Source organism: Shewanella goraebulensis (genome assembly GCF_030252245.1).
GTDB classification, from domain to species: Bacteria; Pseudomonadota; Gammaproteobacteria; order Enterobacterales; family Shewanellaceae; genus Shewanella; species Shewanella goraebulensis.
In genome coordinates this window covers 1521431-1535115 of sequence record NZ_CP126972.1, presented here as the reverse complement: position 1 = coordinate 1535115, position 13685 = coordinate 1521431, and the positions used below count along the sequence as shown (strand labels likewise).

Here is a 13685-nt window from a genome sequence, read left to right as displayed (position 1 = left end):
ATAGACCAATGGAAATCAATGTAAAAATAGGCGGTTTATATGGAAGATTTTAGCGTTTTAGCCGCGATGCAAACTCACAGCTTGACCTAAATAAGCTGTTATTATCGGTGTTGAAGACTTTTCTAATTTGGCAGCTTGTCGTTTTCCGGCAAACCAAGCACTAACCCCACCAATACAAGCAAATATCATTGAAGTGTAATCAGCGTTAACGCTTAACAAGTCGCCAAGCCATAAACCCAAAGCAGCTCCAGCAAATAGTCCAATTAAAGGCACAATATAAACCAACATAGCAGCTTTAATAATGACACTTTCAGGTAAAGCGAGCTTGAGCAAGTCGCCAACTTCACATGGCTTTTCACTCATTAATGAAAATCGCTGACGTTTTACTGAAAAAGCTTTCGCCACAGTGGAAGTTCCGCAATTATCACTACTTGAACAATGATTACAGGCACTCTTAAGTTCAATTTCGACCGTAACCCAGCCATCTGGGTTGTAAGCTGTAACAGTCGCAACTTCCTCCAGCATTGATTTACTCAATGCTGGCTGTTGTTCAGGCTTGTGCGAGGAAGGTTCCGACATGGTTGGGTTTACTTTAAGATAAGGCTTTTAGCAATACGATTTAAAGTTTCAGCTGGCACTTTACCCACAGCAACCACTTCTACATTGCCAACTTGTTCAACAATCATAGATAAGCCATTACGAGTAATAAGTTCATCAGGCATTGGGCTATCACCCATTCGTGCAACATAGACAGAAATATTAACTAATCCATCACTCAGTGCAATGTATTCAACAGACTCATCGCTACCTATTAAACGATGGTGGTCTTTAACGACCATATGAAAACCAGCAGGCAGCCAACTAAATTCCCAGTTCTGACCTTTAATTCGCTCAGCTGGGTTCATAACCGGTGGCAAACCTTGCTTTTCAGCTTCGACCAGAATCTTTGCAGGCTCATTCAACTCTAATAGCTCAATAACCATCATTTGTTCGATGAGTTGCTTGTCTTGATTAATCATGTCATAGCGCAATGGAAGGCGCGTATCCATATCAATCCACACTTGTGACATAAAGCGGTTATCGTCGACTGGCATTATGCGGATCATTTGCCCTGGACGCCCAGCAATACGGCTACGGCCACCTAATATAAACTGATATCCCTCTTCTAAAGAGCTCAAATCGGTTGCAAAAATAGTAGGCCAAACACCTTGAATGCGCGGCGCAGTAATACTGTAAGCGGGTTGATCATGCTCAATAAAAGTCACTGTATCTGCAACTCTTACGGCATTTTTAGGCGGGCCATTGAGATATTCTAAGAAAGCGACTTCTTTGTTGTTCACAGTACCGTGCAGGTAAACAAGAGGACGAATATGGTCCGCTTGAAGTTGAATAATAGAGGATTTGTACTGTTTGGTTTGTAGCGCTTGGCTCATACTTTCAAGCCAAGCTTTTGCAGACATTTCTTCTTCGGCAATACTTTCAGTATTACTATTGGCAAAAGTAGGAAATGCCAATACAACAAGGGCTAACAGGATTAGACGCAAGCTAACTCCGAATTAATTATTAACGTTGTTATCAATACCGTCATTGTGCTGCACAACTACACCTGAATTCAACCTTTGTTGTAGCATATGGTCTTGAATATAAGAATTAATTCTACGGCGCTGCTCAACAACATTGTCATTGTTAACGTTAGATTGGTTTTGAACTGCACCAGTTTGCAAACTCACAGGTGAAGCCGTACCCACTAATGGACGAGTATTTAGTACAGGTAATGGCGATTCAGCGTCTTGCTCTTGACCATAGTTTTGCACACCAACGATTGCAACCATAGCAACAGTAGCAGCAATAGCGTATTGGCCAAATTGCTTAAAGAAAGGCACAACATTATCTTTCTTGGTTTGTGTGGTGTCAGTATTAGCCGCTGCAGTCGCAGTATCATGAGTTGATACTGTTTCTGTTTGAGGCGCCATTATCGCTGGCTCTAACTCAATGGCAGCTGCAATGTTTGCAGTTAGATCTAAATCAATTGTCTGCGGTAATTCACCACGCATAGCATCACCAATCATATGATAGTTTTGCCACTGCTTATGTGAGCCTTCGTCTGCTGATAGTTCCGCTAATGTCTTAGCATCAACTTCGCCATCAACTGCTGATGAAACCCATTCTTGACCTGATTTAAGCATTTTTCACCTGTGTCAATTAAGACTATTACTGTTCCAGCAAAGGCTGGAGTTTCTTATCGATTGATTCCCTAGCTCGGAAGATTCTCGATCTTACCGTTCCAACAGGACAATCCATGATATTGGCAATATCTTCGTAACTCATACCGTCAAGTTCACGCAATGATATTGCTATCTTCAATTCTTCTGGCAACGTTTCTAAGGTTTCAAAAATCACCTTGTTAATTTCATCTGACAAAACTAAACGTTCTGGAGATGCAAATTCTTTTAACGCATCGCTACCTTCGTAGTATTCAGCTTCTTCTGCATCAACACTGTTAGCCGGTGTTTTTCTGCTTTGAGAAACCAAATGGTTTTTTGCAGTGTTTACTGCAATTCGGTACAACCATGTGTAAAACGCACTTTCACCACGAAAATTAGGTAATGCACGATAAGCTTTTATAAACGCTTCTTGTGCTACATCGGCGATGTCAGCTTGATTTCTAATGTAACGTGAGATCAAGCTCATTACTTTATTTTGGTACTTCTGAACTAACAGATTAAATGCGTTTTTGTCACCACGTTGTACACGTTCAACTAACTGTTGATCACTTATTTGTCCACTCATCCGAGCCGACTACTCCTAAATCTATAATACTGATTTCTCAGTCGCTCGAATCATATTCACAATAAAGTAGACTCGTATGCTTTGAAAAAGTTCGATATTGAATGAAAAAAATTTAATTTTTTATAATTAATGGCTAAATATCGCTTAATAGCGATGTCTCAGTACCCAAAAAAGCGGTTTTGTTTTACCATTGAGAAACCATATTAAGTCACCCATGATACCTTATGAAACAAGCAGTTGAACACCAATCTGATATTTTGGTTATTGGTAGTGGTGCTGCAGGGTTAACCCTAGCACTCCATCTAGCTGAAAAGTCTAAAGTTATTCTTTTATCTAAAGGCCCTTTAGCAGAAGGCTCAACCTATTATGCCCAAGGCGGAATAGCCTCTGTTTTCGATGAATCAGACACTATTGAGTCTCACGTAAGCGATACACTTATCGCTGGTGCGGGACTTTGCGACAAAGAAGTCGTGACTTATACAGCTGAAAATGCCAAAGCGTCTATGAAATGGTTGATTGAATGCGGTGTGGCCTTCGATAAAGAAGAAACAGCAGATGGTGACCAAAGTAACGCACCTTATCACCTCACTCGAGAAGGTGGTCATAGTCATCGCCGCATTTTACATTCTGCTGATGCCACAGGTAAAGCAGTACAAACGACTTTACAAGACCAAGCCCTAGCTCACCCAAACATTCAAGTACTAGAGCGTTATAATGCGATTGATCTAATCACCACTCGCAAACTCAATAGACCGGGAAATCGAGTCGTGGGTGCATATGTTTGGAATCGTGATGCCGAACACGTAGAAACCGTCACCGCAAAATTTGTTGCAATCGCAACAGGTGGTAGTTCCAAAGTCTATCAATATACTTCTAATCCTGATATTGCCAGTGGAGATGGTATCGCCATGGCTTGGCGCGCAGGATGTCGCGTCGCGAATATGGAATTTAATCAATTCCACCCAACCTGTTTATACCATGCAGATGCGCGAAATTATCTATTAACAGAGGCATTACGCGGCGAAGGCGCCTATCTTAAGCGCCCTGACGGCACTCGATTTATGCCAGAGTTTGATGAACGTGCAGAGCTTGCTCCACGTGACATTGTAGCTCGAGCAATAGATTACGAAATGAAACGTTTAGGTGCTGATTGTTTATATCTTGATATCAGCCATAAACCTGCCGATTTCGTGATAAAACATTTTCCAACCATTCATCAACGCTGTCTAGAGTTTGGTATTGATATCACCACCGACCCGATCCCAGTAGTACCTGCAGCCCACTATACTTGTGGTGGCGTAATGACGGATTTACATGGTCAAACTGATATTAATGGCTTATACGCTATTGGGGAAGTTGCTTACACTGGGCTTCATGGGGCAAACCGTCTTGCCAGTAATTCATTATTAGAGTGTCTTGTTTTTGCCCGCGCTGCTGCGCAAGATATTGAAAGTTTACTTTCAAAAATCCCAACACCAGGCCAAGTTCCTCATTGGGATGAAAGTCAGGTGAGTAATTCCGATGAAGAAGTTGTCATTGCCCATAACTGGCATGAATTGAGGTTATTCATGTGGGATTACGTAGGCATTGTAAGGACCGATAAGCGCTTAGAGCGTGCACTGCGTCGCTGCGCTATGCTCCAGCAGGAAATTCAAGAGTATTACAGTAATTTCCGCGTCAGTAACAACTTATTAGAGTTAAGAAATTTAGTTCAAGTTGCTGAGCTTATCATTCGATGCGCGATGGAACGTAAAGAAAGTCGAGGCTTACATTATAATGCCGATTATCCAGAGCAACTGGACAATCCACAGCCAACAATTTTACAATCGGAAAGGTGATTTGTTAAAAGCAAACCTAGATAAGTACACTGACTGATACTGTTTAAATCAGATATTTTAACGGTATCAGTTTTATAAAAGGTAAAATTGAAACATTACAAGATTTATGATTATTGATTTTTAAGCTTAATCAGTAATCGACAAAGTTGACGATAATCCTTATCAGATAACATATCACTCCATACTATCAGTAATACCTTTTTCTTCTTATCGGATGTTGAATCTAGCTCAATAAACATCATACAAGCAAAAACAGTCACTATGGGCTCACGCCAAAAACAAAACAACTGTTGATTAAGCTTCCCCTCATAGATATCACTCAAGTAGATATCATAGTGCCAATGTTTAAGCTTAATTAAATGCCAGCTAAAGAAAGTAACCACAGCAATTATCACCAACCAATAAAGTATTGTTAAAGCGAGGGCGTTAACTTGAGGCCACAACAAAAAGCTTGTTAAGCACAAACAGATAAGAACGATATGGGAAAGAAATTGATTAAAAGAGGCACTTAAACTGACATGCATACGTTAAGCGCCACTTTGAACTTGATATGACATCAAGCAGATTAGGTATTGGGAAACCCTATTAAGAATAAATAAATTAAGGTTGAGGTCGACCACGAACCGTATTTACCATTTCACGCATCGCGTTATTTGGACACACTTCATGCCCCATAAACCATGCAAACAATTCAGGATCTTCACAGGCTAGTAAATCGATAAAAGTTTGCTTATCAGTATCAGAAAGCGCTTCGTAATGTGCATCTACAAACGGCTGAAAAAGGACATCTAACTCTAGCATTCCTCTACGACAAGCCCAGCGAACTCTGGCAATATTCATTAATTCCAACGCTATTCTCCTAACATCTTCTAAGGATATTTTATCTTTGATGTGAACTACGATGTTCTACATCTTGTATCTCAGGATCCACACCAGCAAACAAGTCAGTAAAATCAGTTTCAAGTAACCGCTGCACTGCCGGATGTTGAATCATCCTTTCAGCGAACATGACATGATATTCTTCTTTAATATCGTCAGTTTCACCAATTAAAACCATACCTTGAGAGAGTATATCATGTCGATAAATTGATGGAGCAACAAAAATACCACGTTTGAATAACCCAAACGCTTTCATCATCGCTGCATCGTCAAACTCACCTAAAATACTGACTTCGAGATTTTTCTCAGCAAACCATCGGTGTAATTGCTGCCCAAGAGAGGTTCGCTTACCTGGTATCAACAGCTTTTCTTGCTCTAAACAAGCGGGAAAATCTAACGAGGGTTTAGAAGCTGCAAAAAAGCTAATGCCACATTCACCGAGTTTTTTAGATAAAATTTCAGGGTATTTAAGCGATTCACCTGCAGAATCAGACAGAATCATATCTAACTTATGTTCGCGAAGACGTTGTATTAAGTTTTCATGAGTAGATTCATAGCAACTCAAATGCATTGAACCATCATTGGGTATGACCGTTAACAATACGCGACTGGCTAATGCTTTTGATAACGCAGCAGCAAAACCGACTTCAAATAAAATGGATTCATCTTTTTGATAGGCTAATAAATCTAACATCTCATAACTGAGGCTGAACATTTTATCAGTATAACGAAAAACTAACTCGCCAAGCTCGGTGGGCTCAAGCGATCGACCGACACGTTTAAATAAACTACCGTGAAGTCGTTCTTCTAAAGCGCGGATTTGACCAGTAATAGTTTGAGGAGCGAGGCATAAAGCTTCGGCGGCCTTAGCCACCGAACCTTTTTTTCTAACCATCCAAAAATAATATAGATGGTTATAATTTAAATGTTGCATTCATATAAACCAGCTAAGAAAGATGATTTATTTTAATCGCTGACAGTCCAACAAGCTATCTATTAATATTGATAGTTCATCCAGATTATTAACATTTTTAGCTACTGTTTGCTCTTGAATAGCTAAAACGATTTCATCTTTATGTGGACTTCTGTCAGCACAAAAACTGCGATTAGCCTCTTGATAGCGCTTACCTGCACGATACTTAAGTGCACGAGACTCATACCCTTCGGCTTCCTCTAGGCGATTGCCTGACGCATCGGTGTGATACATCAATGCGCCATCTACAATGCCATCTAAGTAACTCTTACATTCACTTGATTCAACGTTTGATTGACAAACATTAAAAGAAGTCGCTAGGGCTGGCATACTTACCAACCCCATTGTTAGGGCTAACATTAACAGTTTTGGTTTCATTTATTGCTCCAGCTTTACTTTGCTTCAGCTTTAGGAAGTACTTTATTAAGCCATACATAACCAATAATTGCGGCGAGCATTGAGCCCATAAGAATACCTAAGCGGGCAAAGTCACCTATTTGTTCAGGTGCAGTTTCAAATGCGAGTGAAGAAATAAACACTGACATAGTAAAACCAATACCACACATAATTGATACCGGAATAATCTGGTTCCAGCCAATACCAGGAGGTAATTCAGCTAACTTCAGTTTTACTGCAACAAAGCTAAACAGTAATACACCTACAGGCTTACCAAGAAGTAGACCTAAGATAATACCGATTGTTACAGGCTCAGCTAAAGAAGTGATGCTCATTCCTGATAACGATAGACCTGCGTTAGCGAATGCGAACACTGGTAATATGAAGAATGTGCTCCAAGGGTGCAAACTATGCTCTAAATGCTCTGAAGGCGAAGAGCCATCTTTAGCGCGTAAAGGTATACAGAATGCGATAATTACACCAGCTAATGTAGCGTGCACACCTGATTTTAGTACTGCGACCCACAGGATCACACCGAGTAAACCATAAGGAATTAAAGAGCTCACACCTTTGCGGTTTAACACAACCATTAATGTAATAGATATTGCCGCAACGATTAAACTCGTTATTGATAAATCAGCACTGTAGAACAGAGCGATAATCACAATAACACCTAAGTCGTCCATAATTGCTAGTGCCAATAAGAACACTTTAAGTGCTACAGGCACACGGCTACCGAGCAATGCCATAATACCTAATGCAAATGCTATATCAGTTGCAGCAGGAATAGCCCACCCAACCTGTGTAACAGGGTCTGAGTAGTTGAATGCTAGATAAAATAAAGCAGGGAATACCATACCACCAACGGCAGCAAAGGTAGGTAATGATGCTTTGGCAACACTCGATAGTGCGCCTTCTAATAATTCACGTTTTACTTCTAAACCAATAAGTAAGAAGAAAAGAGCCATCAGTCCATCGTTAATCCATAATAATAATGGCTTATCAATATCTAATGTACCCACACGTACTTGGACTTCTGTATCAAGAAAACCACTGTATAAACCTGCTAATGGCGAATTTGCCATTAACATAGCCAGTGCTACAGAGATCATCAAAATGATACCCCCTGCAGATTCTTGACTTAAGAAATTCTTAATTGCACGTTCCATATTTTACTCCAAAAAAAACAATTAGATTAATACTATCTGAATTTTTCAAACAATCATAATCGTTAGTTTCGCTCTAAAACCTCGGTTTTTCCGATGTATCAATCAAGCTAAAGCGAGTCCGATCACGCAAAACAGTTAGATTGAGACGTAGATCTACATTTGTGCAGAAGTTTGCACATAAAATACAAATAAGCGCATATTTATTTAATCGAACAATAAACAAACTTCTGGTGAAATATAATACGATTAACTAATTTATTTAGCGATAAACTAACAATACGCTAGTTTGTTTTTAGTACAAGATTATTTATCTCATTTATAACTGTTCAAAATTTTAATCGTCAGGTAATCGTAGCAAGTATAAACTGCATAAATATTAAGGAAACTGAATAAATGGTTAAGACATTTTTATCGTTCAATTACGGAATAAACGATGAGAGATCTGCTTAAAATATTCAAGGTAAATCTTTTAATAGTTACACTTGAATTAAAAATGTATTGTGGGCTACTTTTTACGAATTGATGAAAGAGATTGGGTGTTATTTAAGAAGGAATTAGCCTAATTAGTGTTGATATAAATAGAGTAACTAATGAGCTATTTATACATAACCCATTAGCTAATGTTAACTTGCTGTTTTAGTCTCGAACATGCAGAGTTATCGTTTCAAACCACAGAATCAAATTATCTCAATCAGTTAAACTGAAAAAGGGTATTTTATAGCTTCATGGTGCTGATAACCCACCACTTCAAAGTCATCCATAGTGACCCAAGTTTCCAAATCTTTAAGACTTTTAATATCTGGATTGATTTTTAATTGCGGAGAAGGAAATGGCTCGCGAGTGAGCTGTTCATTCTTCATCAAATCTAATTGATCTTCATAAATATGAGCATTAATAATTTTATGATAAGCCAAACCAGGTTTATTACCCGTGATCTGAGCCATCAAAGCAAGGAAGGTATACACTTGAATTTGATTAAAATTAAGGCCTAAAGGAACATCGCAAGAACGCTGGTAACTGGTCAAATACAGTGTGTCACCTAGTAAAGAAAAGGTATGAGTGTGCATACACGGGCGTAAACAGCCCATGTCAAATTCACCAGGATTATAAAAAGTAATGATTTCACCACGGTCATCAACGCCTTTTGATAAGTTATCCACTATTTTTGCTAACTGATCGACAGTTCCACCAGATGTTTTCTGCCAACGACGGCCTTGAACACCATATACACGCCCCATATCATCAACACCTTTACGATGTGGGTTAGCTAACCAGCTTTGATTATCATTTGAGTTCATGTCCCAAGTCTTCGTTCCTAAAGCACGAAAATCAGCGGCATTATCATATCCTCTTATGTAGCCAATTAGCTCAGCAATAGCGGATTTCCAGTAACTTTTACGCGTAGTAATGATAGGAAATTGGTTATTTTTTACGTCATACTGCAAATCAGCATTAATCACGGTTAAACAACGTTTGCCAGTTCGTTCATTTTCAATCCAATGACCGTTATCGACGATGTTCTGACAAAGATCTAAATACTGGCGCATTATTCATTCCTATTATTATAAGTTTCAACTCACTAACACTGTTTAATAAGTGCTCTTTCAGTCATTGCAAGTCAATAAGATGTGTTCGGGCGATGGTAAAACTATGCTAAATCACCGTTTAAAACCAGATGTTAGCATTCAGGTTGAAGTTCTAGCTGTCATGATACCAAAAAAATATTATACAGATAGGGCCATTTTCAAACCGACAATCATGAGGAGTGCAGCAAATGCACGTCTTAAAACTGGCGTTGGCCAACTGCTAGCAGCTTTAACGCCCAATGGCGCCATGAGCATGGAGCTTACAATAATGCCTGCAAGTGCTGGCAAATAAATAAAACCAATTGTGCCGTCAGGTAAATCGGTCGCGTTTAACCCTGCAATGACGTAACCAATGGTCCCTGAAATAGCAATCAAACAACCTGTCACCGATGCGAAGCCAACAGCTTGTTTCATCTGTAAACCACAAAAAGTTAAAAACGGCACTAGTAAGACTCCTCCACCAATCCCCATAAGCCCTGCAATAATTGCAATTAAAGTAGAAACTCCCAATAAAACCACAAAACCTGGAATTTGTTCATTCGCTTTGGGCTTAAAAGGAAATGCCATTTGAATTGCCATTAACACCACAAAGGCCGCAAAGGCTTGTTGTAAATGATCTGATGCAATTTTTTCTGAAATGAAACCCGATGCCAACGCACCAATGAGGATACCTGGCAACATGGGCTTAAATAACTCCCAAGGTACATTACCCCGCTTGTGGTGCGCAGATGCTGAAGAAAATGAAGTAAGAATGATTGAAGCAAGAGAAGTCGCAATCGCTACATGGGTTATTTGTGTAGATTCCACTCCAACCCACGGCAATAAATATATGAGAGCTGGAACAATGATTAATCCGCCGCCAATCCCTAAAAGCCCAGCTATAAAGCCAACAAAAGCACCAAGCATTAAGCAAATAGAAAAAACCAGTAAAATATTATCCACAGTACAACCTTATCCGTGCGTAGATTTACGACCTTAATGCAAAATTGATATTAAATCGTGTTTATTAAGGTATTCATTTAATAAGTGGCGAACTTGTTCACCATTTGACAGTGTCAGTGCTTTATCTAACAATCTCTCAAGAGATTGCTTGTCTATCCGTCTTAGCAGATAATTGATTCGAGCAATGCTACCTTGGTTCATACTTAGTTTTTGGTATCCCATGGCAACTAGCAATAATGCTCCCATCGGCTCACCCGCCAATTCACCACAAATACTGGCATCTAACTGATAGCGATTACAATCGGTAATGGTCCATTTTAACGCTCTCAACACCCCTGGATGAAAACTATCAAACAAAGGACTAACACTAGGGTTGTTTCTATCGACAGCCAGTAAATACTGAGTTAAATCGTTACTTCCCACTGACACAAAATCAACCCGTTTAGCGACATCTTCTAACTGAAATAACAGCGAAGGGACTTCTAACATCACACCAATTTTTGGCTTTGGAATGTTTCGATTTAATTCTTCAATGAGTTCATTATAAGCTTGGTCTAAATACAAAAGAGTGCGATCAATCTCATCAAGGTTACTCACCATAGGCAGTAAGATTTGTAGCTGAGCTGAATCCGCGTTCGCCGTGAGCATCGCCCTTAATTGCATTAAGAATAATTCAGGATGATCTAACGATAACCGTATTCCACGCCATCCTAGAAACGGGTTGTCTTCGTTAATAGGGAAATAAGGTAGTGGTTTATCGCCGCCCACATCTAATGTACGCATAACGACAGGTCTATCGCGCGCAGCAGATAAAACTTGCTTATAAACATGGACCTGTTCTATTTCACTAGGAAAGCGCTGATGTAACATAAAAGGTATTTCTGTTCGATAAAGACCAATACCATCAGCACCTTCTGCCATATCGGTACTCAAACCACTTAATAACCCAGCATTAAGGTACAACTGGATACGGTGACCATCGATGGTTTGAGCAGGTAATGACAGTTCAGCAGAAAACTGACGTTGCTGTGCCTGACTTTCTGATATTAACGTATTATATTCGTGAAGCACTGCATCTGAAGGATCAACCAACAGCTGACCATTGTTGGCATTTAACACTAATTTCTTATCATCAATGTTAGCAGCTAGAACCTGATCTACCCCCACTATTGCAGGAACCCCCAATGCCCTAGCAAGAATGGCAGCGTGTGCATTAACGCCCCCCAGTTCAGTCACAATACCAGCTAGCTTTCCTCGCGGGAATTCAGCGAGTAGAGTTGCATCAACTTCTTTAGCAACTAAAATAACTGGTTTTACAGGGGCTAAATCTAATTTATCTGGCTCGATAAGTTGCCTAAGAACTTTTTGGCCTAATTCACGGATGTCACTCGCACGCTCTTTAAGATATGGATCTTCCATTGCCATAAACTGCTCGATATAACGCATCGATACACGACTTACAGCGGATTCAGAAAGCCAACCTTGTTCGACTTCTCGTAAGTATTCACCACCTAGACTGGCTTCATTTAACAGTAATTGTAAGGCAGAAAAAATAGAGGCAATGTCATCGACTTTTTCACGATCAAACCGTTGCGATAAAGTGCTAATAACATCACTACACCTTTGCATAGCCGTTTTTAATCTAACAATTTCTTCATCGATATCATTGCATTGGCGTTCTTCTTGAACTAATGCTATCTCACCGCCTAAAACAAACGCGTCAGCAATAGCAATGCCCTTAGATGCGCTTGTCCCTTTAAAAACCACTTGTTGCTGAACATTACTAATTGCCGCTTTATTTTTTAAGCTACGAACAACGACTGCAAGTTGTGCAGCAAGCGTCATTAAAAAGGCTTCTTCGTTCTCACTGAATTGTCTCGGCTGTGGTTGCTGAACCACAATAACGCCCACAACTTGCTTTTGAAAAATGATCGGCACCGCAAGAAAAGCGCGATACTCCTCTTCTTCAACTTCGGGGAAAAACTTAAAACGGGGATGTGATTTTGCATCTGCAAGATTAACTGCTTCTTCCTTTTCAGCAGCTAACCCAACTAAGCCTTCAGTCAAAGGCATCTTGACGTTATTAATTGCAGCACTCGCTAGGCCATTTGACGCCGAAAGAACAAGGTGCTGTTGCTCAAGAATATAGATTGAGCAGCATTGTGTTTGCATCGCTAACTTTGTTTGCGATACTAACACATTTAATGCTGAGTCAAGGCTGCTTGCTCCTGCAACAGCCTGGGTTATATCCCTGAGCGTGTTTAACACTTTCCCTGCCCTCTATAAAAACGAGTTAATTACGGTGTCTACCTCTTTTTCGGCTTGGCTCACGCCCTTGAAATGCCAATGTGGTAAATGCAAATTCTTTCATTACTTTTCGATAAACATCTCGCTTAAATGAAACAACCTGCCTAACAGGATACCAATAACTCACCCAACGCCAGTCATCAAACTCTGGATGGCCGCAAGAGTTTAAATTAATACTGTCATCGCTATCTTTTAGCTGTAATAAGTACCACTTTTGTTTTTGTCCGATACACACAGGTTTGCTTTCCTGTCTGATCAGTCTTTTAGGTAAACGATATCTTAACCATGAACGTGTTGACGTTAAAATTTGCACATTTTCAGGTTTCAGACCCACTTCTTCATACAATTCTCGATACATAGCTTGTTCTGGGCTTTCACCATCATCTACGCCACCTTGAGGAAATTGCCATGAATGTTGCCCAAACCGTCTGGCCCACATTACTTGACCATATTTGTTACAGATAATAATGCCCACATTTGCGCGAAAGCCGTCGCTATCAATCACATGGACTCCAATTACACTACAAATTAATGACTAGATTGTTTCACAAAGCTTGCCTACGGGCAAACAAGGATTTAAGGCACTACCTTGGATAAAACATTAAGTTTTAGTCTTTTATCAACAGAAGAAAACTCAAGTCATCCACATTATCCACAAAATCTGTGGATATCTCTGTTCGAAACTCTAAAATAACTATTATCAGAACAGATAAAACAGCTTAAACCTAATTTTTACACGCTTACATTAACCACATAAAAACCTTTATAATCAATACAATAGATATTAATCAAGTAATGTGCAAAT

The 13685-nt window shown here is 39.7% G+C and carries 14 protein-coding genes; 1 reads left to right on the top strand and 13 read right to left on the bottom strand.

The window, feature by feature from the left end; translation table 11 throughout:
- Positions 1–57: 57 nt before the first annotated feature.
- The 4 genes from QPX86_RS06435 to rpoE form a co-directional block, all read right to left on the bottom strand.
- On the bottom strand, positions 58–525 hold the full coding sequence (locus tag QPX86_RS06435; protein ID WP_285165142.1) for a SoxR reducing system RseC family protein: 468 nt from the start codon (positions 523–525) through the stop codon (positions 58–60).
- A gap of 62 nt (positions 526–587) precedes the next feature.
- Positions 588–1544, bottom strand: coding sequence for a MucB/RseB C-terminal domain-containing protein (locus QPX86_RS06430; protein ID WP_220753603.1), 957 nt, complete (start codon positions 1542–1544; stop codon positions 588–590).
- Positions 1545–1556: 12 nt separating this feature from the next.
- Complete coding sequence (locus tag QPX86_RS06425) at positions 1557–2186, bottom strand: sigma-E factor negative regulatory protein (RefSeq protein WP_220753604.1); 630 nt, start codon at positions 2184–2186, stop codon at positions 1557–1559.
- 25 nt (positions 2187–2211) lie between these two features.
- A complete protein-coding gene (gene rpoE / locus QPX86_RS06420) occupies positions 2212–2790 on the bottom strand; it encodes an RNA polymerase sigma factor RpoE (protein ID WP_102529698.1) in 579 nt (192 codons plus the stop codon).
- Between the two features lie 224 nt (positions 2791–3014).
- On the opposite strand from rpoE, the gene nadB reads away from it, so the two are divergent.
- Positions 3015–4628: an L-aspartate oxidase gene (gene nadB, locus QPX86_RS06415; RefSeq protein WP_220753605.1), complete on the top strand. Its 1614-nt coding sequence runs from the start codon at positions 3015–3017 to the stop codon at positions 4626–4628.
- A gap of 110 nt (positions 4629–4738) precedes the next feature.
- Here the strand turns inward: nadB and QPX86_RS20665 are convergent, their stop codons facing one another.
- From QPX86_RS20665 to rppH, 9 genes are all read right to left on the bottom strand, one after another.
- A complete protein-coding gene (locus tag QPX86_RS20665) occupies positions 4739–5152 on the bottom strand; it encodes a protein YgfX (RefSeq protein WP_326521682.1) in 414 nt (137 codons plus the stop codon).
- Positions 5153–5228: 76 nt separating this feature from the next.
- Complete coding sequence (locus tag QPX86_RS06405) at positions 5229–5477, bottom strand: FAD assembly factor SdhE (protein ID WP_220753606.1); 249 nt, start codon at positions 5475–5477, stop codon at positions 5229–5231.
- A 31-nt stretch (positions 5478–5508) separates the two neighbouring features.
- Entirely contained in the window at positions 5509–6441 is a 933-nt protein-coding gene (nhaR, locus tag QPX86_RS06400; protein WP_220753607.1) for a transcriptional activator NhaR, read from the bottom strand.
- A gap of 27 nt (positions 6442–6468) precedes the next feature.
- Positions 6469–6810: a hypothetical protein gene (locus QPX86_RS06395; RefSeq protein ID WP_374758489.1), complete on the bottom strand. Its 342-nt coding sequence runs from the start codon at positions 6808–6810 to the stop codon at positions 6469–6471.
- A gap of 62 nt (positions 6811–6872) precedes the next feature.
- The gene (gene nhaA / locus QPX86_RS06390; protein WP_220753609.1) at positions 6873–8045 is read right to left on the bottom strand and encodes a Na+/H+ antiporter NhaA; all 1173 of its coding nucleotides are present in this window, start codon (positions 8043–8045) and stop codon (positions 6873–6875) included.
- Between the two features lie 695 nt (positions 8046–8740).
- Entirely contained in the window at positions 8741–9592 is an 852-nt protein-coding gene (locus QPX86_RS06385; RefSeq protein ID WP_220751680.1) for a thymidylate synthase, read from the bottom strand.
- 177 nt (positions 9593–9769) lie between these two features.
- Positions 9770–10573: a sulfite exporter TauE/SafE family protein gene (locus QPX86_RS06380; RefSeq protein ID WP_285164666.1), complete on the bottom strand. Its 804-nt coding sequence runs from the start codon at positions 10571–10573 to the stop codon at positions 9770–9772.
- A gap of 33 nt (positions 10574–10606) precedes the next feature.
- Positions 10607–12841: a phosphoenolpyruvate--protein phosphotransferase gene (gene ptsP / locus QPX86_RS06375; RefSeq protein WP_285164665.1), complete on the bottom strand. Its 2235-nt coding sequence runs from the start codon at positions 12839–12841 to the stop codon at positions 10607–10609.
- Positions 12842–12866: 25 nt separating this feature from the next.
- Positions 12867–13385 (bottom strand): RNA pyrophosphohydrolase, encoded by a 519-nt coding sequence (gene rppH, locus QPX86_RS06370; RefSeq protein ID WP_153915343.1) that lies wholly within the window; start codon positions 13383–13385, stop codon positions 12867–12869.
- Positions 13386–13685 lie beyond the last annotated feature (300 nt).